At 71.0% G+C, this 25,234-nt stretch carries 19 protein-coding genes; 9 read left to right on the top strand and 10 right to left on the bottom strand.

What is annotated here, in order from left to right:
- Nucleotides 1–9 precede the first annotated feature (9 nt).
- Both J8403_RS14790 and J8403_RS14795 read left to right on the top strand, forming a co-directional pair.
- Nucleotides 10–1,470 carry an FAD-dependent monooxygenase gene (locus tag J8403_RS14790; protein ID WP_211123602.1) on the top strand — a complete coding sequence of 487 codons (1,461 nt, stop codon included), beginning with the start codon at nucleotides 10–12 and terminating at the stop codon, nucleotides 1,468–1,470.
- Nucleotides 1,471–1,552: 82 nt separating this feature from the next.
- Complete coding sequence (locus tag J8403_RS14795; protein ID WP_246585847.1) at nucleotides 1,553–2,158, top strand: TIGR03086 family metal-binding protein; 606 nt, start codon at nucleotides 1,553–1,555, stop codon at nucleotides 2,156–2,158.
- 79 nt (nucleotides 2,159–2,237) lie between these two features.
- On the opposite strand, the gene J8403_RS14800 is transcribed toward J8403_RS14795, so the two are convergent.
- Nucleotides 2,238–3,050: a methyltransferase domain-containing protein gene (locus J8403_RS14800; protein ID WP_211123604.1), complete on the bottom strand. Its 813-nt coding sequence runs from the start codon at nucleotides 3,048–3,050 to the stop codon at nucleotides 2,238–2,240.
- 156 nt (nucleotides 3,051–3,206) lie between these two features.
- On the opposite strand from J8403_RS14800, the gene J8403_RS14805 reads away from it, so the two are divergent.
- From J8403_RS14805 to J8403_RS14815, 3 genes are all read left to right on the top strand, one after another.
- Complete coding sequence (locus J8403_RS14805; protein WP_211123605.1) at nucleotides 3,207–5,339, top strand: bifunctional polysaccharide deacetylase/glycosyltransferase family 2 protein; 2,133 nt, start codon at nucleotides 3,207–3,209, stop codon at nucleotides 5,337–5,339.
- A gap of 97 nt (nucleotides 5,340–5,436) precedes the next feature.
- The gene (locus J8403_RS14810; protein WP_211123606.1) at nucleotides 5,437–6,726 is read left to right on the top strand and encodes an LCP family protein; all 1,290 of its coding nucleotides are present in this window, start codon (nucleotides 5,437–5,439) and stop codon (nucleotides 6,724–6,726) included.
- 129 nt (nucleotides 6,727–6,855) lie between these two features.
- Nucleotides 6,856–7,749, top strand: a complete 894-nt coding sequence (locus tag J8403_RS14815; protein WP_374212112.1) for a carbohydrate ABC transporter permease — start codon at nucleotides 6,856–6,858, stop codon at nucleotides 7,747–7,749.
- Nucleotides 7,750–8,418: 669 nt separating this feature from the next.
- On the opposite strand, the gene J8403_RS14820 is transcribed toward J8403_RS14815, so the two are convergent.
- From J8403_RS14820 to J8403_RS14835, 4 genes are all read right to left on the bottom strand, one after another.
- A complete protein-coding gene (locus tag J8403_RS14820) occupies nucleotides 8,419–9,612 on the bottom strand; it encodes a hypothetical protein (RefSeq protein WP_211123607.1) in 1,194 nt (397 codons plus the stop codon).
- Entirely contained in the window at nucleotides 9,603–10,973 is a 1,371-nt protein-coding gene (locus J8403_RS14825) for a hypothetical protein (RefSeq protein WP_211123608.1), read from the bottom strand. The genes J8403_RS14820 and J8403_RS14825 overlap by 10 nt, the downstream gene beginning before the upstream one ends.
- A gap of 111 nt (nucleotides 10,974–11,084) precedes the next feature.
- Nucleotides 11,085–12,203, bottom strand: coding sequence for an XRE family transcriptional regulator (locus tag J8403_RS14830; protein ID WP_211123609.1), 1,119 nt, complete (start codon nucleotides 12,201–12,203; stop codon nucleotides 11,085–11,087).
- A gap of 236 nt (nucleotides 12,204–12,439) precedes the next feature.
- The gene (locus J8403_RS14835; RefSeq protein ID WP_211123610.1) at nucleotides 12,440–13,465 is read right to left on the bottom strand and encodes a 6-phosphofructokinase; all 1,026 of its coding nucleotides are present in this window, start codon (nucleotides 13,463–13,465) and stop codon (nucleotides 12,440–12,442) included.
- A gap of 209 nt (nucleotides 13,466–13,674) precedes the next feature.
- On the opposite strand from J8403_RS14835, the gene pta reads away from it, so the two are divergent.
- The 3 genes from pta (at nucleotide 13,675) to pyk (ending at nucleotide 18,425) form a co-directional block, all read left to right on the top strand.
- Nucleotides 13,675–15,783 (top strand): phosphate acetyltransferase, encoded by a 2,109-nt coding sequence (gene pta, locus J8403_RS14840; RefSeq protein ID WP_211123611.1) that lies wholly within the window; start codon nucleotides 13,675–13,677, stop codon nucleotides 15,781–15,783.
- The gene (locus tag J8403_RS14845; protein ID WP_211123612.1) at nucleotides 15,780–16,925 is read left to right on the top strand and encodes an acetate kinase; all 1,146 of its coding nucleotides are present in this window, start codon (nucleotides 15,780–15,782) and stop codon (nucleotides 16,923–16,925) included. Before pta ends, J8403_RS14845 begins: the two co-directional genes overlap by 4 nt.
- A 72-nt stretch (nucleotides 16,926–16,997) precedes the next feature.
- Nucleotides 16,998–18,425 (top strand): pyruvate kinase, encoded by a 1,428-nt coding sequence (gene pyk, locus J8403_RS14850; protein WP_211123613.1) that lies wholly within the window; start codon nucleotides 16,998–17,000, stop codon nucleotides 18,423–18,425.
- Between the two features lie 111 nt (nucleotides 18,426–18,536).
- Here pyk and J8403_RS14855 read toward each other — a convergent pair whose 3' ends face one another.
- The 4 genes from J8403_RS14855 to J8403_RS14870 all read right to left on the bottom strand — a co-directional run bounded on the left by J8403_RS14855 (nucleotide 18,537) and on the right by J8403_RS14870 (nucleotide 22,720).
- Nucleotides 18,537–19,925, bottom strand: coding sequence for a hydrogenase expression protein HypF (locus J8403_RS14855; RefSeq protein ID WP_211123614.1), 1,389 nt, complete (start codon nucleotides 19,923–19,925; stop codon nucleotides 18,537–18,539).
- Nucleotides 19,903–20,433 carry a DUF6114 domain-containing protein gene (locus tag J8403_RS14860; RefSeq protein ID WP_093464739.1) on the bottom strand — a complete coding sequence of 177 codons (531 nt, stop codon included), beginning with the start codon at nucleotides 20,431–20,433 and terminating at the stop codon, nucleotides 19,903–19,905. Before J8403_RS14860 ends, J8403_RS14855 begins: the two co-directional genes overlap by 23 nt.
- 136 nt (nucleotides 20,434–20,569) lie before the next feature.
- Complete coding sequence (locus tag J8403_RS14865) at nucleotides 20,570–21,187, bottom strand: DUF6230 family protein (protein WP_211123615.1); 618 nt, start codon at nucleotides 21,185–21,187, stop codon at nucleotides 20,570–20,572.
- 561 nt (nucleotides 21,188–21,748) lie between these two features.
- On the bottom strand, nucleotides 21,749–22,720 hold the full coding sequence (locus J8403_RS14870; protein WP_211123616.1) for a tetratricopeptide repeat protein: 972 nt from the start codon (nucleotides 22,718–22,720) through the stop codon (nucleotides 21,749–21,751).
- A 138-nt stretch (nucleotides 22,721–22,858) separates the two neighbouring features.
- On the opposite strand from J8403_RS14870, the gene J8403_RS14875 reads away from it, so the two are divergent.
- Nucleotides 22,859–23,533, top strand: a complete 675-nt coding sequence (locus tag J8403_RS14875) for a TetR/AcrR family transcriptional regulator (RefSeq protein WP_211123617.1) — start codon at nucleotides 22,859–22,861, stop codon at nucleotides 23,531–23,533.
- Here the strand turns inward: J8403_RS14875 and icmA are convergent.
- Nucleotides 23,509–25,209 carry a coenzyme B12-dependent isobutyryl-CoA mutase large subunit gene (gene icmA, locus J8403_RS14880; protein WP_211123618.1) on the bottom strand — a complete coding sequence of 567 codons (1,701 nt, stop codon included), beginning with the start codon at nucleotides 25,207–25,209 and terminating at the stop codon, nucleotides 23,509–23,511. The two genes, J8403_RS14875 and icmA, sit on opposite strands and share 25 nt — an antisense overlap.
- Nucleotides 25,210–25,234 lie beyond the last annotated feature (25 nt).

Genomic DNA, 25,234 nt, shown 5'->3' on the forward strand with positions numbered 1-25,234 from the left:
GGGGAATTCATGATCGAGGTCGTCATCGCAGGCGCGGGACCCAACGGCCTGATGCTCGCCTGCGAACTCGCCCTGGCCGGTGTGCGTCCGGTCGTCCTGGAACGCCTCACCGAACCCACCGACACCCAGCGTGCGAACGGCCTCGTGGGCCAGGTCATCCGCATGCTCGACCGGCGCGGGCTGTACGAGCGGCTGGCCACGCCCGGCACCGGCACCACGCCCAGACCGGCGCCCCGTTTCACATTCGGCGCCTTCCCGCTCGATCTGAGCGATCTGCCGGACAACCCGCTGTACACACTCCTCGTGCCGCAGCTACGGATCGAGCGGATGCTCACCGAGCGCGCGGCGGAACTGGGGGTCGAGATCCGGCGCGGCCACGAGGTCATCGGGCTGACGCAGGGCGAGAAGTCGGTGACGGTCGAGCTGCGCGAGGGGGAGCCGATCGAGGCGGAGTTCCTGGTCGGCGCGGACGGCGGGCGCAGCGCGGTCCGTAAGCTCACGGGCATCGACTTTCCGGGCGTGACCAGCGACGACTCGGTGTCGCGCACCGGGCATGTGAGCGTGCCCGCAGACCTGATCGGCCCGGACGGCAGCCTCACCGTGCCCGGTTTCGGCGCCATCCCGCCGTTCCAGCATCTGCGGACCGAGCGCGGACTGATCGCCTGGGCGCCCTCCCCGGACGGTGACCCGAAGCTGACCACCGTGGAATGGGGGCAGCCTCCCGAGGGCGAGGCATCGCTGGACGAACTGCGGGCCAGCGCCCGCCGGGTGCTCGGCACGGACATAGCCCTCGACCCGCCGACCGGGCCGGGACCACACCTGATGCGGCGGCTGTTCGGCGGCAACACCCGGATCGCCGAGCGCTACCGCGATCGCCGTGTCCTGCTGCTCGGCGACGCCGCGCATGTGCACTCGGCCATCGGCGGCCCGGGGCTCAACCTGGGCCTCCAGGACGCGGTGAACCTGGGCTGGAAGCTGGCGGCGGAGGTGCGCGGCCACGCGGCGGAGGGAGTGCTGGACACGTACGAGTCGGAACGACACCCGGCGGCGCGGCGGGTCGCCATGCACACGCAGGCCCAGTCGCTGCTGATCCGGCCGGGCGGCGAGGTGACGGCGCTGCGCGAACTCTTCGGCGAGCTGCTCGACCAGCCCACCACCCGGCAGCACATCGCGGGGCTGCTCGCCGGCGCGGACATCACGTACGCCATGGGCCCGGCGACCGGCCCGCTCGTCGGCCACTGGGCCCCGGACCTCCCGGGCCTCCGCGACCTGACCCGCACCGCCCGCCCGCTCCTGCTGGACCCCACCGCCACCCTCGACCCGGGCCCCTGGTCGCCGCACCTCGACACCGTGCCCGCCCCCACCCTGGACACCGCCCTGCTCCTCCGGCCCGACTGCTACATCGCCTGGCAGGGCACGGCGAACGACGGGCTGCACGAGGCCCTGGCCACCTGGTTCCGGGCGACCTGAGGCCGTCGCGGCTCCCCGTGCCGTGAACTCGACGTCCGATACCCGCCGGACCCGGCCACGCGCGGCGAGCATGCTGGGCCACATGGTCAACGCGTGTGAAGGGCTCATCGATCGGTTCCTCGGGGCCGGCGCCGAGTTCGAACGGAAGCTGCGAGCCGTGCGATCCGAGCAGTGGTGCTGGCCGACTCCCTGCACGGGGTGGAACGTGCGGCAGTTGGTCAACCACATGACGCGCGGAAACCTCAACTACGTGGGTCTGCTGCACGGCGGCAGTGCCGCCGATTTCCTGCGGCTGCGGGACGCCGACGCGCTGGGCACGGATCCTGTGGGCGCGTACGCCCGGTCCGTCCGGGAGTGTGCCCACGCGTTCGGCGAGGCCGGTGCTCTTCAGCGGATGCTGGACTATCCCCTGGGTCCGGTGACCGGCCGACAGGCGCTCGCCGTGAGGATCACGGACAGCACTGTCCACACCTGGGATCTCGCCCGGGCCATCGACGTGGACGACACCCTCGACGCACGCCTCGTGGCATGGATCGACGAGCATCTTGAGGAGATCTACGCCGGCCTGGCGGAATCACCCACCGCCGTCGACACCACGCACCGGTTCTTCGCCGCTCCCCAGGGCGTGCTCGCTCATGACACATCCGCGCAGACGCGACTCCTGCACCGGATGGGGAGGACGCCGTAGGACGCTCCAGGGTTCCCGAGGAAGCCCTGGAGCGCCCGAGGACGCACTGGCTGAGGCGGTCGCGCCGCCGCCGGTTCGGCTATGCCTCCGCCACCACCACGTACAGCGTCGCCGAGGCGAAGAACGGGCGGTGGGCGAGGTGGTGCAGCCAGACGGCCGCCTGGTACTCGCTGAGGTAACCGGCCTCGACGGCGCGGCGGGTGGTGCGCTCGAATCCGAAGACCCGGTCCGCCGCCCGGACATCGCGGAAGACCTGGGTGACCGGGATGACCTCCGGCACGCGGAACCCGGCGTCGGTGGCGAGACGGGCGAGCTGGCGGCCGATGGCGGCGTTGCGGACCACCTGCTCGGTGATGTGGCGGGTGTAGGCGCGGGAGAGCGACGGATGGGGGTGGTCGACGGCGAGGGTGTCCCAGTCGGGCTCGCCCATCACCAGCCGCCCGCCCGGCCGCAGGACCCGGTGGAACTCGGCCAGGACCCGCGCCGGATCGTCCACATGCTGCAGCACCCGGTCGGTGCAGGCGCGGTCCACCTCGGCGTCGTCCAGGGGGAGGGCGTGGACATCACCCCGCCGCAGCTCGACGCCCGGATGCGCGGCGGTGCGCGCCGCCGCCGCGTCCAGCATCTCCTGGTCGCGGTCGACCCCGATGACCGTACCGCCGCTACCGCCGCTGCCGCCGGTACCGCCGGGGGCGACCGCCTCCGCGAGGGCGGGGAGATCGGCGCCGGGGCCGCAGCCGGCGTCGAGGACGGCCAGCCCGGCCCGGAGATCGAGCGCGTCCAGCATCCGCCCCTTGTAGTCGCGTCCGGCGTCGCTCGCGGCGAACCGGATGAGGTAGTCGGCGGAGGCGGGCCTGGTGGTCTCGAAGACGGACGCATCGGCAGAGGTCATGGGCGTCAGTCAAGCAGAAGCGCCCCGCGGAGGCGGGCCTTCCGCGGGCCCACTACGCGATGCGCCCGGGTGGCGGGGGGCGACCCGGGAATTCTTATCCATTCGCGCTGCATCACCGGACCCGCCCCACGCCCCGCAACTACCGTGCGACCAACCATGTTTGAGGGCAACCGGTCGAAAAAACGCCAGGAATCCAGCCACGTGTCCCGAGGAGGCCGGCACAAGCGGTCCCGTGACCCGCGCGCGCACTGGCTGCTTCTGATCCTCGTCCTTCCCGTCATGTTCGGCCTGCTGATGTTCCAGGGCTGGACCACCCATGAGGTCGACGCGGCGAAGGCGCGGCGGCCCTGCACCAGCCCGGTGCCCCGGGCGCTGGCCGACGGTGGGCCGGTGGTGCAGATCAACGGCGGTCAGGTGCGGACCGTGGGCATGCCCGCCGGAACCGTCGCGCTCACCTACGACGGCGGGCCCGACCCCGTCCAGACCCCGCGTCTGCTCGACCTGCTGCGCCGGTACGACGCGCGGGCCACGTTCTTCGTCTCCGGCGCCAAGGCGGCGCAGTACCCCGGCCTCGTACGCCGGATCCGCGCCGAGGGCCATGAGCTCGGGTCGAACACCTACACGGGCGCCGACATGGGCACCGCCTCCCCCAGCCGCTCCCGGATGGAGCTGTCCCTCACCGAGTCGGCGCTGGCGGGCTCCGTCGGCGTCCAGCCGAGGCTGCTGCGGCTGCCGCTGACCACCGATGTGGACACCCTGTGCGGGGACGAGTGGCAGGCGGCGCGGCGAGTGGCCGCGGAGGGGTACGCGCTGGTGGCCGCCGACCGGTCGGCCAAGAAGCCCTCACAGGGCGTGGTCCGGCAGTTCAGCCAGACGGACACCGCGTATCAGGAGACCGAGAAGCTGCTGAAGGACCCGCGGGCGAAGAAGTTCACCACCGTGACCGGCGGGCTCGGCGTGCCCCCGGTCGACGTGCCGGTCTCGGGTCTCGAACGCTGGGAGGGCAAGGCGCTGATCTGGGTCGCGGCCATCGGCCGCGGCTTCGTGTCCACCATGACCTGGGTGCTGGGGATCGCGGGCGCGCTGGGAGTGCTGCGGCTGCTGACACTCGTGCTGTTCGCCCGTACCCATGTCCGGCGGCTCACCCGCTTCCGGCCCGGCGCGCCCTGGCTGCGCGAGGTCAACGAGCCGGTGACGGTGCTCATCCCCGCGTACAACGAGGAGGCGGGCATCGAGGCCACCGTCCGGTCGCTGCTCGCCTCCACCCATCAGCGCCTGCAGATCGTCGTGATCGACGACGGCTCGACGGACCGTACGGCCGATATCGCCGCGAGCGTCAACGACCCCCGGGTGCTGGTGGTCCGCCAGCCCAACGCGGGCAAGGCCGCCGCCCTCAACACCGGGCTGGCCCACACCCGGCACGACATCGTGGTGATGGTCGACGCCGACACCGTCTTCGAACCGGACGCCATCCACCAGCTCATCCAGCCCCTCGCCCACCCGGCCATCGGTGCCGTCAGCGGCAACACCAAGGTCGGCAACCGGCGCAGCCTGCTGGGCCGGTGGCAGCATCTGGAGTACGTCTTCGGCTTCAACCTCGACCGGCGGATGTTCGAGGTGCTGGAGTGCATGCCGACCGTGCCCGGAGCCATCGGAGCCTTCCGGCGGGACGCGCTGATGGGCGTCGGCGGCGTCAGCGAGGACACCCTCGCCGAGGACACCGACCTGACGATGGCGCTGTGGCGGGCGGGCTGGCGGGTGGTGTACGAGGAGACCGCCGTCGCCTGGACCGAGGTGCCCACCTCCCTGCGCCAGCTGTGGCGCCAGCGCTACCGCTGGGGATACGGCACCCTCCAGGCCATGTGGAAACACCGCCGCGCGGTGGTCTCCCTCGGCTCGGTGGGGCGGTTCGGCCGCCGGGGGCTCAGCTATCTCACGCTCTTCCAGGTGCTGCTGCCGCTGCTGGCGCCCGTGATCGACCTCTTCGCCCTGTACGGCGCGCTCTTCCTGGACCCGGGGCAGGCGGCCGGGGTGTGGTTCGGCTATCTCGCGATCCAGATGGTCTGCGCCGGATACGCGCTGCGGCTGGACGGTGAGCGGATGCGGGCGCTGTGGTCGCTGCCCTTCCAGCTCTTCGTCTACCGGCAGTTGATGTATCTGGTGGTCATCCAGTCCGTGGTCGCCCTGCTGCTCGGGACGCGGCTGAGGTGGCACCGCATCCAGCGCTCGGGGACGGCCGCCCAGGCGCTGGGCGAGGCGCCGGCGTACCGGAGCCTGACGTCGAAGTGACGTACGGCGACCGGGTCCGCGTTCAACGCCGGACCGAAGTTGTCATAGCTCTATGAAGCGACGGCGGGCCCGTCCGGCCGCTGGGCAGACTGCGCCCATGAGCGATCGGTTGGACGGGTGGGCCGCCGCGAACCGGCCGTCGGGGCAGGCCTGGGACATCTCCACGGCGGACACGCAGAGCATCCCCGTGCAGGGGGCCCAGGGCATGCCCCCGCAGGGGGCCACCCAGGGCATGCCCGTGCCCGGAACCCCAGGCGTCCCGACGAAGCCCGCGCCGTACCGCAGGGGCGAGGAGACCGTCGCCACCCCCACCATCGCCCCCACACCCGACCCCGAATCCGAACCCACCCTCACCCCCGCCCCCACGGTCCGGCGCCGCGCCCCCAAGGAGCCGCTCAGCCGGCGCCGCCGGATCACCCGGCTGGCCGTCGTGGCCGTCTCCGCGCTGCTGCTCGCCTCCGGCAGCGCCTACGTCTGGGCCGACACCCAGCTCAACCGCGAGGTCGACCTCGGCAAGTCGCCGGACCGCCCACCGCCCGGCAAGGGCACCAACTACCTCATCGTGGGCTCCGACAGCCGGGAGGGCCTGTCCGAGCAGGCCAGGAAGAACCTGCGCACCGGCTCGGCCGAGGGCCGCCGCACCGACTCGATGATGGTGCTGCACACCGGCTCCAACGGCACCACGATGATGAGCCTGCCGCGCGACTCCTGGGTGACCGTCCCGGGGTTCCTCCGCCCCGACACCGGCAAGACCTTCGCCCCGTCCCAGAACAAGCTGAACGCGGCGTACTCGATGGGCGGCCCCGATCTCCTCGTCTCGACCATCGAGCGCAACACCGGGCTGCGCATCGACCACTACGCGGAGATCGGCTTCTCCGGGTTCGTGGACGTCGTGGACGCGGTCGGTGGCGTACGGATGTGCGTGGACCGCGACATCAAGGACCCCAAATCCGGCCTTGACCTGCAGAAGGGCTGCCACACCCTCGACGGGGCCAAGGCGCTCGCCTTCGTGCGCCAGCGCAAGCAGGAGGCCAAGGGCGACCTGGGCCGCACCCGGAACCAGCAGAAGTTCCTGGCCGCCCTCGCCGACAAGGCCGCCACACCGGGCGTCCTCGCCAACCCGTTCGCGGCCTTCCCGACCGTACGCGCGGGCCTGGACACGCTCATCGTGGACAAGGACATGGGGCTGCGGAACCTGATGTCGCTGTTCGAGGCGATGAAGGGCGTCACCTCGGGCAACGGCAGGCAGCTCAACGTCCCGGTGTCCAACACCAACCTCCGGACCTCCAAGGGCAGCGCGGTGCAGTGGAACGTGACGCAGGCGAGGCGCCTCTTCGACCAGCTGCGGAACGACCAGCCGGTGGACATCGCCCCACAGACGCCGTAAGGCGAGACCGTGAGCCCACGCAGTAGATCGAGCGAACCACGCACGCGTCTTCCCCAACGCGAGCCGCAAACGGTTTCATGGACGGCACGCTGATCGACTGCGCTCGCAAGCGCGCGAGGAGGTCCGAGGTTGTCCACGCTCTCCGCCCGCCCCGCCCGCCCATGGCCCGGCTCCGCCACGCCCCGCCCGCGCCCCCGCTGGTCCCCGAGCAGGCGCCGCCGACTGGCCGCCGACGCCGCGCTGCTGCTCATCGCGGCCGCGTTTCTGCTCCCGCTCGCCTGGCTGGTCCTGGCCTCCATCGACAGCGACGCCACCCTGCGGGTCTCGGCACCCGGCTCGCCCACGCTGGACAACTTCTCGGCGGTGTGGACGGACGAGATCACCTTCACGCCGATGCTCAACAGCCTGCTCCTGTGCGGCGGCGCCACCATCCTGACCGTCGCCTGCGCGGCCCTTGCCGCCTATCCCCTCTCCCGCTTCCGCTCCCGCGTCGTGCGCCCGTATCTGCTGACGGTGCTCTTCACCACCTGTCTGCCGATCACCGCGATCATGGTTCCGGTCTACGGACTCTTCGTCCAGGTGGACCTCATCGACACGATGTCCGGCACGGCGCTCTTCCTCGCCGCCTCCCAACTCCCGTTCGCCGTCTGGCTGATGAAGAACTTCATGGACGGCGTGCCGGTGATCCTGGAAGAAGCCGCCTGGACGGATGGCGCCTCCTGGCTGCAGAGCCTGACCCGGGTCATCCTGCCGCTGATGGGGCCGGGCATCACGGTGGTGATGATCTACAGCTTCATCATGATGTGGGGCAACTTCTTCGTCCCCTTCATGCTGCTGCTCTCCCCCGAACAACTCCCCGCGTCCGTCTCGATCTTCACCTTCTTCGGCAACTACGGCCAGGTCGTCTACGGCCAGCTGGCCGCCTTCTCGATCCTCTACTCGACGCCTGTGCTCCTGCTCTACGTCCTGATCTCCCGCCGCCTGGGCGGCGGCTTCGCCCTGGGCGGCGCCGTCAAGGGGTGAGGACGGCGGGGCTGCTACAGGGTGCCCGGCGGTTCGTTCTTCCCCTACCCGCCCCTTCCCGATACCAGAGGCTCCGCCCCTGGACCCCGGGGGCGGAGCCCACGCCACACGGCGAAGCCGACAGATCGACGCCCCGGCAAGGGGCAGGGAGGCGAGACGCCCCGTTCCCGCCACCGGGGACTGGGGCAGAGCCCCAGTTGCGGGAAGGGGCGGGCAGGGGACTCCAGGGACAGAACCCGCCACACAGGCGGACCGCCACATCGACACCCCAGGGCAGGCAGGCGAGATGACCGCCCGTTCCCGCTACCACGGGCTCGGGCAGAACCCCACGCGACGGAGCCCCCACATCGACGCCCTGGGACAGGCGCGCGAGACGCCCACCCATTCCCACCACCACGGGCTGGGGCAGAACCCCACGCCGCAAAGCCCCCACATCGACGCCCCGGGGCAGGCAGGCGAGATGACCGCCCGTTCCCGCTACCACGGGCTCGGGCAGAACCCCACGCGACGGAGCCCCCACATCGACGCCCCGGGACGGGGGGGCCAGATGACCGCCCGTTCCCGATATCGGGGGCTGGGGCAGAGCCCCAGTTTCGGGAAGGGGCGGGGAGGGGAACAGCCCGCCGCAGGCGGCACAGTCCGCCGGACATCCCCGGTCCCGCCGGTGGCTCAGTCCTTGGGCAGGCTCGGCGCCGCGCAGCCGTGGTGTGTGGCCGAGGCGGTAGCGAAAGCCGCCAGCGCGGCGCGTTCGTAGGCGAGGTCGGGGCGGCGGCGGGTTTCGCCGTCGGCGTCGGCGGCGCGGATGAGGTAGAGGGCGGACTCGGCGCCGCGTGGGCAGGTGGCACCGGCCCAGTAGGCGCTCTGGCCGAGCCGCCCGGCGGGCTTTTCGGCGGGGGTCACGTTCTCGTAGTCGTAGTCCCGGGTGTACTGGGAGCGGGCGTCCTCCGCGTACGGGCCGTAGTACGCCTCGAGGCGGTAGAGCGGTGAGCCGTCCCGCGTGCCGAGGACGCAGCTCTCGCGCGGCGCGCGGTCGCGGGCGGTCTCGCGGGCCGTGGAGACGGCGGAGCGGGAGGCGGTGGGGACGGCCGCGCAGGTGCCCTTGGCGCCGAGCAGCGGTTCGTACTCGTCCTCGTTCACCGGCAGGCCGACCGTACGGACGGGTGTGCCCAGGCGGGCGCCGCAGCCCCAGTGGTCGTTGGCCGCCTCGGCGGTGGCGGTGGCGGTGCGGACGAAGTCGGGGCGGGTGGCGGGGTCGTCGAGGGTGGTGGCGCCGCGCAGCGCGGTCTCGACGGTGATCAGCAGGCTGTCGCCGCGCCGGGCGCAGTCGAGGAGCACGGCGGTGGTGGCCGTGCCGTCCTCGGCGTCGCCCAGCCGTGCGGTGTCGGTGGCGAACAGGCCGGACCAGCCGTTGCCGAGGGGGACGGGAAGCGTGTGGCTCGCGGGTACGGCGGCGTAGAGCTCGCCGTACCCGTACTCGGCGCGGGGGCGCGGCGAGCCCGCGATGGTGACGGCGATGTGGCCGGTGCCCTCGGCGGCGATCCGGCAGCGGACGGACAGGCTGTTGGCCCGCTTGCCGCCGCTGGTCGCGGCCTTGTCGCCGGTCTTGGCCGCCTTGTCGCCGCTCTTGGCGCCCTTGTCACCGAAGGCGCCCTCGGTGTGGTTGGTCACGTCCAGTGCGGCGTCCTCGCCGAGCACCGCGCGGACCTCGCCGACCGGAAGCACCCCGTCGCAGGCCTCGTCCAGCGCCCGGTCCTCGCTGCCCGCGAACCAGACGATCGTTCCGGTGAGGGCGGCCAGCGCGACCGCTACGGCCGCCAGGATCCGGACCCCGCGCCGGGTGAGTGTGAGTCGGGTCAGTGCCACTGCTCCACCTCCCCGAGCACCTTGGTGTCACGGCAGTCCGCCGACGCGGGCCAGCCGTCCTCGGCGTCGAGATAGCGGTCGAGGGCCGTACGGGCGGTGGCGGAGAGCCTGGTGCGGTCCTTGCCGCTGATGACGGCGGTCTCGCCGTCCCCGAGCTGGATCTCGGGGAAGACGGCGACCCGGTGGTAGGTGCTGCGGCCGCCGCACACCGACCGTGCCCACAGGGCGAGTTGGGGCCGTCCGGCGTACGAGGAGACGCGGTCCTCCTGGCGCAGCCCACCACGATCGGCGTCCGCCTCGGAGTCCGCCTCGGAACCGGCTTCTGAGGGGCCCCCGCCCTCCTGCGCTCCCCACCCGGGCACATGGCCCTCGCGTTCGTAGGAGTCGTACGCGGACCGGCCGAGCACTCCCGACCAGCTCGCCGCCTCGACCTCGGTGATCTGCCACTCCTTCGGACGCGGGCGCTCGCCGGCGTTCTTCTCCGCGTCCCACTCCCCGGCGCAGGCGCTCAGGGCGGTGGACTCCTGCAGATCGCCGAGGGTGGTCCAGGCGCCGGAGGCGATGCCGGGGAGCGAGGAGTCATCGATCCACTCGCATTTGCGCAACGCCCGGCCGGGCGCGCCATGCGTCTCGTCCGTGTCGACCACGGTTTCCGGCATCGTGAGCGGGCCGGAGCCGCAGTGCTGGGCCTTGGTGAGGACGTTGGCGACCCGTACGGCGGTACGGAAGCCGAGGAGTGCGGTGGCGCGGTCCGGCTTGCCGTTCTTCCCCGACGTCGCCTCGTCGGCGTCGTCTGCCGCCTCGGTCTGGTCGACCTCGTCCACTCCGTCCGCCCCGTCGGTCCCGTCCGTCACCCGGGCCGTCACATACAGATCGGTCGTGGGCCGGACCCGGCCGCCGAGCCCGCCCAGGCAGTCGGTCACCAGCCAGGCTCCCCGCTTGCCGTACTGGCCGGTGGTGCCCGGTGCCACGAAGGTGCCGTGGCCACCGGCCGGTTCCAGCAGGTCCCTGGTCTCGACGGCCTGGGGGACGTCGGACACCAGCGCCTCGGCATGGACCGTGACCCCGTAGCCGTCTCCCCACGACAGCGAGCAGTCCAGCAACGAACGGCTCTCCTGCCCGGGAGCGAGCATCGTGCCGTGCTCTCTGAGCTTGCCCGGCCGCTCGTCACGCACCAGCCGCTTGAGGTCCCCGTACGGCAGGGTGCCGTCGCACGCCTTCCTCAACTGGGCCTGGTTGGCGGCGAGATGGCCGCCACCGCTGTCCCGGGTCGCGAGGACGGTGCCCGCGATCCCCACCACCGCCATCAGTACGACGAGGGGCGTGCGGCGCTGCCACACACGGCCCCATAAACCACGCATCCCGCCCTTAACTCCTTACATCCCCTGACCAGTTCCCCCTTGATCAGGCGGGGACAGTATCAGAGGGGCGTGGGCACGACGGCGGCGCGGCTACCCCTTCGCACCGGAGGGCTATCCCTTCGCGCCGGAGGGCTCCTTCTTCGGCCCGGAGGGCTCCTCTTTCGTCCCCGAGGGCCCCTTCTTCGCCCCCGACCCCACCGGGTCGAAGCGGAAGACCTGTCCCGGGACGCCGGACCGGCACGGCAGTTGGACCACGTGGGCCCAGCGCCGGGTCGTGCCGTCGGGCAGCCCCAGACACTGGCCGGTGTGCACGGGCCGCAGCCGGAATCCCTCAGCGGGCCGGTCGACGGCCTCCAGCCGGAACTCCTCGCCCGCTCCCCGGCTCTCGCAGTAGTCGTCGCCCAGCCAGGCGCCCTCGGCCTTGCTCTGGCCCATGATTCCGGAGCAGCCCGGGCCGTGCTCGGGGTGCAGGGTGGCGATCCGCCACAGCCCGTCGTCCAGGCGCTGGAGCGAGAACGAGGGGAAGACGTCCTCGCACGGCGCCTGATAAACCCAGGCGGTCTTGTCCTGGGGACGTTCGGACAGACACAACGAGGAGTGGACGGCCCGGATCCGGTACTTCCCGGGAACGGGCGCGGGCGTCGGACCGTCCGAGGAGACCGCCGCGGGCCCGCCCTTGCGGCCCGGTTCGTCGCCCTCGCCGCCGCCGTCGTCGTCGTGCGCCCGCCAGACGAGCACGGCCGCCGTCGCGGCCACGGCGACCGTCAGAGCGAGCGCGGCGGTCAGCAGCCGCGTACGGGAGCGCCGGGCGCCCGCCTCGGGCGTACGGGAGGAGGAGGGCCCCGTCGGCGATGCGGGCTCGCCCTGCCCTAGAGGCTCACGCGGCTCACCCGAGGTGGCGTCCGCCGCCGCCTCCGTGAGGGGACCCGCCCCCGGTTCGGCGGCGCGCGTCGCGAGCTCCTTGCGGACGGCCAGCCACACGGTGAGCTCCGCGGGCCCGACGCCACAGGCCCGTACGAAGGCCGCGACCAGTTCCTCGCGGGGCAGCGTGGCGCGCCCGAGCATATTGGCGATCGTGCTGCGCGGCAGGACGTCCCCGACCGCGTCGGCCCGCGCCGCCAACTCCCGGTAGGTCAGCCGGGACCAGTCCTTGAGCGCCTGCAGCGCGGCGATGAACTCGCGGGCGTTCTCCGCCCGCCGTGGATCCGGAGCCCTGTCGGCATCGGCCATCTGTGGTTCTCTCCCCCGCCCCTGTGTCCCGGCCCTGTCCAGGACTGCTCCCGGGCATGTCCCGGACAAGGGACAGCCTTGTTCACTCCGGCGGACTGTTCAAGAGTGAACCTCGCCAACGGCGCACGGGCGCAGCGGCGTTGATCTTCCACGGGGGGATGATCAAGGCCGCCACGGCCGACGAGAGAGCCGACGAGTGGGAATCAACGAGCAGAAGCAAGCAGGCGCCTGACGGCTCAGAAGACCGACTCGGCCTCGTCCATCCGGTCGACCGGAACGGTCTTGAGCTCGGTGACCGCGTTGGCGATCGGCACCATCGTGATGTCCGTGCCGCGCAGCGCGGTCATCATGCCGAAGTCGCCGCGGTGCGCCGCCTCGACGGCGTGCCAGCCGAAGCGGGTGGCCAGTACGCGGTCGTACGCGGTGGGCGTGCCGCCGCGCTGCACATGGCCCAGGATGACCGGGCGGGCCTCCTTGCCCAGGCGCCGCTCCAGCTCGGCCGCGAGGCGGTTGCCGATACCGGTGAACCGCTCATGGCCGTACTGGTCGATCTCGCCCTTCTGGTACTCCATGGAGCCCTCGGCCGGGTGCGCGCCCTCGGCGACGCAGATGACCGCGAACTTCTTGCCGCGGGAGAACCGCTCCTCGACCATCTTCACCAGCCCGTCGACCTCGAAGGGCCGCTCCGGCAGGCAGATGCCGTGGGCGCCGCCGGCCATCCCGGACTCCAGCGCGATCCAGCCCGCGTGGCGCCCCATGACCTCGACGACCATGACCCGCTGATGCGATTCGGCGGTGGTCTTGAGCCGGTCCATCGCCTCGGTGGCGACGCCGACGGCGGTGTCGAAGCCGAAGGTGCGGTCGGTGGAGGAGATGTCGTTGTCGATCGTCTTCGGGACGCCGACGATCGGCAGGCCCGCGTCGGAGAGCATCCGCGCGGCGGTGAGGGTGCCCTCGCCGCCGATCGGGATCAGCACGTCTATCCCGTAGTCGCGCGCGTGGTCCTTCGAGGTCTCGCACGCCTCGCGCAGCCGGGCGCGCTCCAGCCGCGAGGAGCCGAGGATGGTGCCGCCGCGGGCGAGGATGCCGCTGACGGCGTCGAGGTCCAGCTTGCGGTGACGGCCGTCGAGGAGTCCCTTGAAGCCGTCCTCGAACCCGATCACCTCGTCTCCGTGGCCGGCGACCGCGCGGTGCACCACCGACCGGATCACAGCGTTGAGGCCGGGGCAGTCGCCGCCTGCGGTGAGAACTCCGATGCGCATCGTGCTGTGTCTCCTGCTCCCTACGGGTAGATGTGAGCCAGTCCGATTGTTTCATGGGCGGGGTAGTGCTGTATCCCCAAAGCGGCCAGCGCCTTAATCAGGGTCGCAGGTATTGTCAAGAGGACCGGGCCGTTCAATGTGGCCAATTTGTGTCCCATGGGCGCACAAACGGAAAACACCCGAGAACGCCAGAGGAACGGAGAGTGCGCGTGACACGCAGCGTGTACGTGACCGGAGTCGAGCGTGGCGACGGACGCCAGGTCGTGGAGCTGGGGGTGATGGAGCTCCTGACCCGTCATGTCGACCGGGTCGGGGTCTTCCGCCCCCTGGTGCACGACGACCCCGATCGCCTCTTCGACCTGCTGCGGGCGCGCTACCGGCTCAGCCAGTCGCCGGAGTCGGTCTTCGGCATGACGTATCACGAGGCGGCCACCCTCCAGGCCGAGCGGGGCACCGACGAACTGGTCTCGCAGCTGGTCGGCCGCTTCCACGAGGTCGCCGACGCGTATGACTACGTCCTGGTGCTGGGCAGCGACTACGCGGCCACCAGCCTCCCCGACGAACTGGGGCTGAACGCACGGCTCGCCAATGAGTTCGGCGCCTCGGTGATCACGGTCGTCGGCGGGCAGCGGCAGACCGCCGAGTCGGCCGGCGCCGAGGCCCACAACGCCTACCGCGCCTATGAGGCGCAGGGCTGCGACGTGGTCGCGGTGGTCGTCAACCGGGTGGTGCCCGGGGACCGCGAGGCCATCGCCGAGCGGCTGGCCGCCAAGCTGCCGGTCCCCAGCTATGTGCTGCCCGAGGAACCGTCGCTGTCGGCGCCCACCGTCTCCCAGATCGTCCGCACGCTGGGTGCGGAGGTGCTGCTCGGCGATCACACCGGGCTCTCCCGGGATGTGCGGGACTTCGTCTTCGGCGGCGCGATGCTGCCGACCTTCCTGCCCGCGCTGACCGAGGGCTGCCTGGTGGTGACGCCCGGGGACCGCGCGGACCTGATCGTGGGCGCGCTCGCGGCGCACAGCGCCGGCTCCCCGCCGATCGCCGGGGTGCTGCTCACCCTGGACGAGCGGCCGGGCCCGGACATCCTGGCGCTGGCCTCGCGGCTCGCCCCGGGGACCCCGGTGGTGTCGGTGGCGGGCGGGTCCTTCCCGACGGCGGCCGAGCTGTTCGCCATCGAGGGCAAGCTCACGGCGAGCGCGCCGCGCAAGGCGGAGACGGCGCTCGGCCTCTTCGAGCGGCATGTGGACACCGCCGCCCTGACCGAGCGCATCTCGGTGGGCCGCTCGGCCCGGGTCACCCCGATGATGTTCGAGCGCGAGCTGATCGAGCGGTCCCGGTCCCGTCGCCGCCGGGTGGTGCTGCCGGAGGGCGCGGAGGAGCGGGTGCTGCGCGCCGCCGACGTACTCCTCCGCCGCGATGTGTGCGATCTCACACTGCTGGGCGAGGAGGACGCGATCCGCAAGCGCGCGGCCGAGCTCGGCATCCAGCTCGCCGAGGCGCAGATCGTCGATCCGCAGACCTCCCCGCTGCGCGAGCGCTTCGCCGAGGCGTACGCGAAGCTGCGCGCCCACAAGGGCGTCTCCTACGAGCTGGCGTACGACGTGGTGGCCGACGTCTCCTACTTCGGCACCCTGATGGTCCAGGAGGGCCTGGCCGACGGCATGGTCTCCGGCGCGGTGCACTCCACCGCCGCCACCATCCGGCCCGCCTTCGAGATCATCAAGACCGCTCCGGGCGCCGAGATCGTCTCCTCGGTCTTCTTCATGTGCCTGGCCGACCGGGTGCTCGTCTACGGCGACTGCGCGGTCAACCCCGACCCGGACGCCGAGCAGCTCGCGGACATCGCCATCCAGTCGGCGACGACGGCCGCCCGGTTCGGGGTGGAGCCGAGGATCGCGATGCTGTCGTACTCGACCGGCACCTCGGGCTCCGGCGCGGATGTGGACAAGGTCCGCAAGGCGACCGAGCTGGTCCGCGAGCGCCGCCCCGATCTGCTGGTCGAGGGCCCGATCCAGTACGACGCGGCGGTGGACGCCGCGGTCGCGGCGACCAAGCTGCCCGACTCCGAGGTGGCGGGCAACGCCACCGTGCTGATCTTCCCGGACCTGAACACCGGCAACAACACCTACAAGGCCGTGCAGCGCTCGGCGGGCGCGGTCGCGGTCGGCCCGGTGCTGCAGGGGCTGCGCAAGCCGGTGAACGACCTGTCCCGCGGGGCACTCGTCCAGGACATCGTCAACACCGTCTCGATCACCGCCGTCCAGGCCCAGTCCCCGGCGTCCCCGGCATCCTCCACAGAGAAGGCGCAGTCCGCGTGAACGGCTCCCGAGTCCTCGTCCTCAACTCCGGTTCCTCGTCCGTGAAGTACCAGCTTCTGGACATGGCCGACGGCTCCCGGCCGGCCTCCGGCATCGTGGAGCGGATCGGCGAGGGGCCCGTCGCCGACCACGCGGCGGCCCTCAAGCAGGTGGCCGACGAACTGGCCGCCCAGGGGCTGGGCCTCGACTCGCCCGAGCTGGCGGCGGTCGGCCACCGGGTGGTGCACGGCGGCACCCGGTTCACCGAGCCGGCCCTGATCACCGACGAGGTGGTCGAGGAGATCGAGAAGCTGATCCCGCTGGCCCCGCTGCACAACCCGGCCAATGTCACCGGGATCAAGGTGGCCCGCGCGCTGCGCCCGGACCTGCCGCAGGTCGCGGTCTTCGACACGGCGTTCCACTCGACCATCCCGGAGGCGGCGGCGCGCTACGCGATCGACGTGGCGACCGCCGACCGCTGGGGGGTGCGGCGCTACGGCTTCCACGGCACCTCGCACGCGTATGTCTCCCGGGCCACCGCCGCCCTGCTGGGCAAGGACCCGGCGGAGGTCAACACGATCGTGCTGCACCTGGGCAACGGGGCCAGCGCCTCGGCGGTGCGCGGCGGCGTCTGCGTGGAGACCTCGATGGGGCTGACCCCGTTGGAGGGCCTGGTGATGGGTACCCGCTCGGGCGACATCGATCCGGCGGCGATCTTCCATCTGTCCCGGGTGGGCGGTATGTCGACCGATGCGATCGACACACTGCTCAACAAGGCCAGTGGGCTGGCCGGTCTGTGCGGGGACAACGACATGCGCGAGATCGGCCGCCGGATGGGCGAGGGCGATCAGGCCGCGCAGCTCGCCTTCGACATCTACATCCACCGACTGCGGAAGTATGTGGGCGCGTACACCGCGGTACTCGGGCGGGTGGACGCCATCGCGTTCACCGCCGGTGTGGGGGAGAACTCCGCGGCGGTACGGGAGGCGGCGATGCGCGACCTCACCGCGTTCGGCATCGAGGTGGACGGCGTCCGCAACGCGCTGCGCTCCGCCACGGCGCGGCTGATCTCCACGGAGTCCAGCCGGGTCGCGGTGGCCGTGGTGCCCACCGATGAGGAGCTGGAGATCGCCGGCCAGACGTTCGACCTGGTCAACGCCTAGCCTCCGGTTCCGGCTCCGCTCTGCCCAAGACTGAAAAATTCCGCTCCGAAACAAACCGATAGGATCTGCCTCATGCGCCGTTCCAAAATCGTCTGCACTCTGGGCCCCGCTGTCGACTCCTACGACCAGCTGAAGTCCCTCATCGAGGCCGGGATGAACGTGGCCCGGTTCAACATGAGCCACGGAACCCACCCGGAGCATGAGGAGCGGTACCACCGCGTCCGCAAGGCATCCGAGGAGACCGGGCACGCGGTCGGCGTCCTCGCCGACCTCCAGGGCCCCAAGATCCGCCTGGAGACCTTCAAGGACGGCCCGGTGGAGCTGGTCCGCGGGGATGAGTTCATCATCACCACCGAGGACGTGGAGGGTGACCGCACCATCTGCGGCACCACCTACAAGGGGCTGCCGGGCGATGTGTCCAAGGGCGACCAGGTCCTGATCAACGACGGCAATGTCGAGCTGCGGGTCACCGCGGTCGAGGGCTCCCGGGTCCGGACCATCGTCATCGAGGGCGGGGTGATCTCCGACCACAAGGGGATCAACCTGCCGGGTGCGGCGGTCAATGTGCCCGCGCTGTCCGAGAAGGACGTCGAGGACCTGAAGTTCGCCCTGCGGATGGGCTGCGACATGGTCGCCCTGTCCTTCGTCCGGGACGCGTCCGACGTCCGGGACGTGCACCGCGTCATGGACGAGGTGGGCCGCCGGGTGCCGGTGATCGCCAAGGTGGAGAAGCCGCAGGCGGTCGCCAACATGACCGACGTCGTCGCGGCCTTCGACGGGGTCATGGTGGCCCGTGGTGACCTCGCGGTGGAGTATCCGCTGGAGAAGGTCCCGATGGTGCAGAAGCGGCTGATCGAGCTCTGCCGCCGCAACGCCAAGCCGGTGATCGTCGCGACCCAGATGATGGAGTCGATGATCACCAACTCCCGGCCGACCCGCGCCGAGGCGTCTGATGTCGCCAACGCGATCCTGGACGGCGCGGACGCGGTGATGCTCTCCGCCGAGTCCTCGGTCGGCTCGTACCCGATCGAGACGGTCAAGACGATGTCCCGGATCGTCCAGGCCGCCGAGCAGGAGCTGCTCTCGCGCGGTCTGCAGCCGCTGGTGCCCGGCAAGAAGCCGCGCACCCAGGGCGGTTCGGTGGCCCGCGCGGCCGCCGAGATCGCCGACTTCCTGGGCGCCAAGTCGCTGGTCGCCTTCACCCAGTCCGGTGACACCGCCCGCCGGCTCTCCCGCTACCGCGCCCAGCAGCCGATCCTGGCCTTCACCACCGATGTGGCCACCCGCAACCAGCTCACCCTGAGCTGGGGCGTGGAGTCCTTCGTGGTGCCCTATGTCGAGCACACCGACGCGATGGTCGACCTGGTGGACGCCGAGCTGCTGAAGCTGGGCCGCTACACCGAGGGCGACACCATGATCATCACCGCCGGCTCGCCTCCCGGCGTCCCCGGCACCACCAACATGGTCCGGGTGCACCACCTGGGCGGCGCGAGCCGGTAGCGCGCCGAACACGCCCGTGGGCACCGTCTCCGAGTGGAGGCGGTGCCCACGGTCGTTTCCCTCCCGGAGGAGGGGTGTGCGGCTCCCGAACGGGTCGGTGATCTCGCGGAGTCACTCCCCGGTCTTGAACAGATGCATGCCCGGTACGGTCAGGTCGCCACCGAACTGGCCGGCCTGCGTGACCGTGACGTCGGTGAAGAACACCTCGGGGATGTTGACCGGCGGCGGGCTCTTGGGGCTGAAGGTGATCGGGATGAGCCCCAGCAGGTTCCCCTTCAGCTCCTCGGTGTACATGGTCACGGTGCCGTTGCGAATGGTCGAGGTGGACCCTTCGCGCGCCTGCACATGGGTCGTGGTCCCGGCCGGGCCCACCACCAGCTGGTGCAGATCCTTGATGTCCACGCCCGAGGCGGTGAACTTCAGGACCTTCTTGACCTGGCCGCCCTGCGTCTTGACCTCCACGATGCCCTTGTAGTCCAGGCCGTGCAGGCTCAGCAGGGTGCTCTTGAGGGTCCAGGGGTCCTCGGGCAGCAGGCTCGAGGTCGGCTCGGTCTCGGCGTTCTCGTACGCGTCGGCGTCGAACTCGGGGCAGGGGAACGCCTCCTTGCCGTCCGCGTCCTTCGAGGGGGACGAGGAGGGCTTCGGAAGGGCCTTGTCCGCCTTGTCCTTGGCGTCCTCGACGGTCTTCCCCACCCCGTCCACGGTGTCCTTGACGCCCTTGCCCACCTTGTCCACCGTGTCCTTGACCGGATCGGTGAGCTTGTCGGAGCTCTTGGACTTCGACGGGGAGGGCGACGGCGACGAGCTGGGCTCCTCGCTCGACGAGGGGCTCGGCGAGGCGCTCGGCTCGGCCGACTCCTTCGCCTTCTCCTCGGGCGTCAGGATGTCGTGGAGCGCGTCCCCGAGACCCAGCGGGTCCAGGGGGTTCTTGGACTTCGACGGGCTCGGCGAGGCCGACGGCTCCTCGTCCCCGGCGCCGGAGTCCCCGGCATCGGAGGAGGGCGCGGAGGAACGGGACGGAGACGGCGTGGAGGTGGCCTTGCCATCGTCCGAGCCCGCCTTGCCGTCCGAGGAGTCCTCAGAGCCCTTGGAGCCGTCCTGGGAGCCCTTCTCGGGCGAACCCTTCGCGTCCTCGGCGCCCTTGTCGTCCTTGGAGTCCTTGTCGGCCTTGTCGGCCTTGTCGTCGCGCTGCGAGTCCGAGGCGTCCTTGCCGCCCTTGGAGTCGTCCTTGTCCGCCTCGTCCGGCTGGGACACACACGGCCCGGCCTTGTACCGGTCCTCGGGCCGGGGGTTGGCCGAGGCGAGCTGCGGAGTGAGCCCCATGCCCATCAGCACGGCCGTCGGCATGGCGGCCAGCGCTATGGCCTTGCCGGCGGGCACCTGAAGGCGGGTGAGTACCGACTTCTTCGGTGCCGCGTGCCGCGGGCCCGTTCTGACCCGGCGCGGGCTCACTCCCTCCGGCTGCTCGGGTCGGTCTTCACCCCGCACGGTGCCTCCCATTCCTGGCTTCCTGGTCCGGTGCGGACCCGGCCCCGGCCGGTTCCGGCACGTTGTCACCGTTCCCGTCGTCCTGCGGCGCCGCTCCCGGCCCTTCGGCCGGCTGCGCGGAGGGAGTCTCACCCGGTGCCCAGGAGATGCTCATGCCGCCGCCGAACAGCGCGAGCAGGAATCCCATCAGGAAGCCGCCGAAGTTCGAAACGGGGATCGACACCAGGCCGAGCAGGATCGTGGCGACTCCGGCGAACACCCGCACCATGGGCTGGAACCACATGGTCAGGCCCAGGACCACCAACAGCACCCCGATGATCAGCGAGGCCGATCCGGCGGTGGTGGACATGTTGATGGTGAATCCGCCCGCGTTGACGTCGTTGTACGGGAAGTACATGATCGGCAGCCCCGCGAGCAGGCTCAACAGCCCGGCCCAGAACGGGCGCTGCCAGCGCCACGCCCTGAAGGACTCCCGCCAACGGCTGATACGGTCACTCGCCCCCGGCGACTCGGCACTCATCGAAAACAGCTCCCTGGGGCTGGCGATCGGTGTGATCGCGGTTGTTCTACAGCAGTACTAGCGTGGCGCATTCGCGCTGCTGGTCGATGCCCGGGTGAGGGGCAGCACCGCGGCCCCTCACCCTCAGCTCAACGGATCAGAAGCACTCGTTCTTGCCCTTGCTGACCTTCATCGAAAGGCCGGAGAGCTTGAACGTGCCCGCACTGGTCGCCCAGGCGGTCTGCTTCACACCGACCAGCGTCGCCGAATCCGACTGCTGGCCGAACGAGCCGGGATCGGCCGCATCGCCCTTGTTGATGCCAGGGCCCTTGTGCGCGTCACCCGCCGCCACACCGATGTCGATCCCACGGAACGTGGCGTCCGCGTTGAGCTGATCGAGATCGATGAAGAGGTTCTTGGCCTCGACCTGCTTGCTGCCGTTGCCTGCCGTCAGCTTCAGCGACACATCGCCGAAGACGGGAACCGGGATCACGACGGACTGGCACAGGCCCTTGAGCTTCGCGCTCTTGAACGCCGACACCGCGACGGGGACCTTCTTGCCCCCGTGCTGGGTGTCCAGCGCTCCGTACTGCGCGAACCCGGTGCCGTCGAGCCGGTCGACCGAGACCTTGAACTGCTGACCGGACACGTTGAACGAGGCCGCGAGCGCACCCTGGGACAGGGCGACGCCGATCGCGGCCGTGGCAGCAACGCTCGGCACCATGACAACGGCGAACCGCTTCCATCTGGTGCCGCCACGAGCCACGGACTCCATGACTTTCCTCCTTCTCGGACGTACATCTCCGGCCGGGGCGAACCCCGGACCTGGGATGGGAGAAGTGCTACGTCCTCGGGAAGGAGAGCGCCCACGTCTGACAGGCGCACACCGCACCCGCAACACCGGCGATCACCCCCGAGCGACAACCACTGGCCACGCAATCTCGCGCAACCTCCTGGACAGGCCCTGCCTTTTGGGCAGAGACCCCCCTGTCCACGGCCGGCGCCACTGCCGCCGGCCTGCCCGGTGGGGACCCAACCACACCGACGCGCCGACCGGATGCCGAGCTACGGGGGGATGGACCGAGCTTGGCCGATCGTGGTCCATTCCCGGCCCGGGCACAAGGGGTTCGTTACTAGCGAGTAACGGACGGATAACCGAACTGCGGCAGGACGGTCGAGATCGGGCACGCAGGGTTGCCGGACTGTGACCGGAAAGAGAGGGAGATTTACTCCAAGACCGGACAAAGCCCGGGCCCGCATTTACTGGCAGTAACAGCGGCCGCGTTTACCAAGTTTTGGTAAAGAGCGGCCGCTGTGTTGTTTGAGGAGCCCGAGGTCAGAACAGCACGCGCGCCAACGCGCTGCGCGCCGCCACCACTCGGGGGTCCTCACCGCCGATCACCTCGAACAGACTCAGGAGATGAACGCGGGCCGCGTCCCGGTCGTCCCCCGTGGTGCGACGCACCGTGTCCACCAACCGCCCGAAGGCGTCTTCCACATGACCGCCCACCAAGTCCAGGTCGGCCGCCGTGATCTGGGCCCTGGCATCCGCGGGGTTCTCCGCGGCCGCCTTGCGCACCTGGGTGGCGTCCACTCCCTGAACGCGCTCCAGCAACTGGGCCTGGGCCAGACCCAGCTTCGCCTCGTTGTTGGCCGGGTCGTCGGCGAGCACGCTCTGGTACGCCCGCACCGCACCGCCCAGGTCTCCCGCGTCCAGCGCCTGATGGGCCGCGCCGAGCGCGGTCTCCTGCGGCGACTCGGGGACCTCCGGGGCGGCCTCCTCGGCAGCCTCGTCCTGGGCGCCGGGTTCAACAGGGGTACCCACGATGCCGAACTGCTGCTCCGCCGCCTGGATCAGCTGGTCCAGCACCTGGCGGATCTGCGCCTCGGGCGCGGCACCCTGGAAGAGCGGCACCGGCTGGCCCGCGATCACCGCGAAGACCGCGGGGATGCCCTGGACGCCGAACTGCTGGAAGAGCATCTGGTTGGCGTCGACGTCGATCTTGGCGAGGACGAACTGCCCGGCGTACTCCGTCGCCAGCCGCTCCAGGACGGGACCGAGCTGCTTGCACGGCTCGCACCACTCGGCCCAGAAGTCGATGACGACCGGCACTTCGGTGGAGCGCTGCAGGACGTCCTGCTGAAAACCCGCTTCGTCGACATTGAAGATCAGACGGGCGGGCGCCGCGGCGCCCCCGGAGCGGGCCGCCTGGGCCCGCGCCTTCTCCGCCTTCTGCTTCGCTTCTCCGGCCGCCTTCACCGCGGCGAGGTCGACCACTCCACTCATGGACATGTTCCGTGGCTGCATGGTCCCATCCTCCCCTCTTCCCGCGGTGAAGGGAAAAGCGCATCGGCCGATGGCCCGGCCGTGGCACACCCTTACGCTACGAGCCGTAGCGTAACTCACCAGGGGCGGTGTGCGGTACTGGCGGGTAGGGTGCCGCGCATGAGCCCGTCCGCACGCCGCACCGGGCGCCCGCGCAGCGCCGAGGCCGACCGAGCCATCCTGGGCGCCACCCGTGCCGCCCTGGTGGAACTGGGCTGGGCGAAGCTGACGCTGGGCGATGTGGCGGCCCGCGCCGGGGTCGCCAAGACGACGCTCTACCGCCGCTGGGCCAGCAAGTGCGAGCTGGTGGTGGACGCGATCGCGGCGGTCTTCGACGAGCACCTGGAGGCGACCGACCGCGGCAGTCTGCACGCCGATGTGGAGGCCGTGGTGATCCGGCTGGGGTCACTGCTGGAGCGCCCCGAGACCGGCACCGCGCTGATGGCCGTCATCGCGGAGGCCATGCACGACGAGGCGCTGCGGTGCCGGGTCCGCTCGGCGATCGTGGACCGCCAGAAGCGGCTGGTCATGGTCGGCCGGGAGCGCGCCCGGCTCCGCGGTGAGCTGCCGCGCGAGGAGGACCCGGAGGAGTCGGCCCGCAACGCGGACCTGATCTTCGACACGGTCGCCGGGGCGGTGCTCCACCGGCTGATGATCAGCGCGGAGCCGGTGGACCCGCGATGGGCCCGGGACTTCACGGATCTGCTGCTGTACGGACTGACCGGGGCGGATTCCGGCGGCGCCGCGGCCGGCCCCGCCCCGGACGGGGCTCAGAAGCCGGCCGGCTCCGTATAGATTCCCCACTCCTCGCGCAGGGCGTCGCAGATCTCTCCGAGGCTCGCCTCGGCGCGCACGGCCTTCAGCATCGGCTCGATCATGTTGGAGCCCTCGCTGGCGGCGGCGACCAGCGCCTTCAGCCCCTCGGCGATCTCGGCCTCGTCCCGGCCGGCCTTACGGGCACCCAGCACCCGCACCTGCTCGCGCTCGACCTCGTGGCTGACCCGCAGGATCTCCAGATCGCCGGTGACCGAGCCCTCGTGGCAGTTGACGCCGACGACCTTCTTGTCCCCCTTCTCCAGGGACCGCTGGTAGCGGAAGGCGGATTCGGCGATCTCGCCGGTGAACCAGCCGTCCTCGATGCCCTGGAGGATGCCGGCGGTGATCGGCCACCGGGGCTCCTGCCCGTCCGGCACCGTGCGGCGGCCGCGCTCCTTGATCTGCTCGAAGATCTTCTCGGCGTCGGCCTCGATCCGGTCGGTCAGCGCCTCGAGGTACCAGGAACCGCCCAGCGGATCGGCCACGTTGAGGACCCCGGTCTCCTCCATCAGCACCTGCTGGGTGCGCAGGGCGATCTCGGCGGCCTGCTCACTGGGCAGGGCGAGGGTCTCGTCCAGGGCGTTGGTGTGCAGCGAGTTGGTGCCGCCGAGGACCGCGGCGAGGGCCTCCACCGCCGTCCGCACCACGTTGTTGTACGGCTGCTGGGCGGTGAGCGAGACCCCGGCGGTCTGGGTGTGGAACCGCAGCCACTGCGCCTTCTCGGTCTTCGCCCCGTAGACATCGCGCATCCAGCGGGCCCAGATCCGGCGGGCGGCGCGGAATTTGGCGATCTCCTCGAAGAAGTCGACATGCGCGTCGAAGAAGAAGGAGAGCCCGGGCGCGAAGGTGTCGACGTCCAGCCCGCGGGAGAGGCCGAGCTCCACATAGCCGAAGCCGTCGGCGAGGGTGTACGCCAGCTCCTGCGCGGCCGTCGCCCCGGCCTCGCGGATGTGGTAGCCGGAGACCGACAGCGGCTTGTACGCCGGGATGCCCTCGGAGCAGTACTCCATCAGGTCGCCGATCAGCTTCAGATGCGGCTCGGGCGGGAAGAGCCACTCCTTCTGCGCGATGTACTCCTTGAAGATGTCCGTCTGGAGGGTGCCGTTGAGCCGCGAGATGTCCACGCCCTGGCGCTCCGCGGCGACCAGATACATACAGAAGACGGGGACGGCGGGACCGCTGATGGTCATCGAGGTGGTGACATCGCCGAGCGGGATGTCCTTGAAGAGGATCTCCATGTCGGCGGCGGAGTCGATGGCGACACCGCAGTGGCCGACCTCGCCGAGCGCATGCGGATCGTCGGAGTCGCGGCCCATCAGGGTCGGCATGTCGAAGGCGACCGAGAGCCCGCCGCCGCCCGCCTTGAGGATCATCTTGTAGCGCTCGTTGGTCTGCTCGGCATTGCCGAACCCGGCGAACTGGCGGATGGTCCAGGCCCGGCCCCGGTAACCGGTGGCATAGAGGCCACGGGTGTACGGGAACTCGCCGGGCCAGCCGATCCGCTCGAACCCCGCCACGGTGTCGCCCGGAGCGGGTCCGTAGACCGGCTCGACGGGGTCCCCCGACAGCGTGGAGAAGTCGGCTTCGCGCTTGTGTGCCGCGTCGTACCGGGCCTGCCACCGTCGGCGGCCCGCCTCAATGCCTTCGGCGTCCATGCCTCAAAAGTACTAGGACGTCCTA

Origin of the sequence: Streptomyces yatensis, from assembly GCF_018069625.1 — a bacterium.
Lineage (GTDB): Bacteria > Actinomycetota > Actinomycetes > Streptomycetales > Streptomycetaceae > Streptomyces > Streptomyces yatensis.

What these genes read in the sequence shown, in the direction of transcription:
- J8403_RS14790 (WP_211123602.1), top strand. Translation starts at nt 10, where the DNA reads ATGATCGAGGTCGTCATCGCAGGCGCGGGACCCAACGGCCTGATGCTC.
- J8403_RS14795 (WP_246585847.1), top strand. Translation starts at nt 1,553, where the DNA reads ATGGTCAACGCGTGTGAAGGGCTCATCGATCGGTTCCTCGGGGCCGGC.
- J8403_RS14800 (WP_211123604.1), bottom strand. Translation starts at nt 3,050, where the DNA reads ATGACCTCTGCCGATGCGTCCGTCTTCGAGACCACCAGGCCCGCCTCC.
- J8403_RS14805 (WP_211123605.1), top strand. Translation starts at nt 3,207, where the DNA reads ATGTTTGAGGGCAACCGGTCGAAAAAACGCCAGGAATCCAGCCACGTG.
- J8403_RS14810 (WP_211123606.1), top strand. Translation starts at nt 5,437, where the DNA reads ATGAGCGATCGGTTGGACGGGTGGGCCGCCGCGAACCGGCCGTCGGGG.
- J8403_RS14825 (WP_211123608.1), bottom strand. Translation starts at nt 10,973, where the DNA reads ATGCGTGGTTTATGGGGCCGTGTGTGGCAGCGCCGCACGCCCCTCGTC.
- J8403_RS14830 (WP_211123609.1), bottom strand. Translation starts at nt 12,203, where the DNA reads ATGGCCGATGCCGACAGGGCTCCGGATCCACGGCGGGCGGAGAACGCC.
- J8403_RS14835 (WP_211123610.1), bottom strand. Translation starts at nt 13,465, where the DNA reads ATGCGCATCGGAGTTCTCACCGCAGGCGGCGACTGCCCCGGCCTCAAC.
- pyk (WP_211123613.1), top strand. Translation starts at nt 16,998, where the DNA reads ATGCGCCGTTCCAAAATCGTCTGCACTCTGGGCCCCGCTGTCGACTCC.
- J8403_RS14855 (WP_211123614.1), bottom strand. Translation starts at nt 19,925, where the DNA reads ATGGGAGGCACCGTGCGGGGTGAAGACCGACCCGAGCAGCCGGAGGGA.
- J8403_RS14860 (WP_093464739.1), bottom strand. Translation starts at nt 20,433, where the DNA reads ATGAGTGCCGAGTCGCCGGGGGCGAGTGACCGTATCAGCCGTTGGCGG.
- J8403_RS14865 (WP_211123615.1), bottom strand. Translation starts at nt 21,187, where the DNA reads ATGGAGTCCGTGGCTCGTGGCGGCACCAGATGGAAGCGGTTCGCCGTT.
- J8403_RS14870 (WP_211123616.1), bottom strand. Translation starts at nt 22,720, where the DNA reads ATGCAGCCACGGAACATGTCCATGAGTGGAGTGGTCGACCTCGCCGCG.
- J8403_RS14875 (WP_211123617.1), top strand. Translation starts at nt 22,859, where the DNA reads ATGAGCCCGTCCGCACGCCGCACCGGGCGCCCGCGCAGCGCCGAGGCC.
- icmA (WP_211123618.1), bottom strand. Translation starts at nt 25,209, where the DNA reads ATGGACGCCGAAGGCATTGAGGCGGGCCGCCGACGGTGGCAGGCCCGG.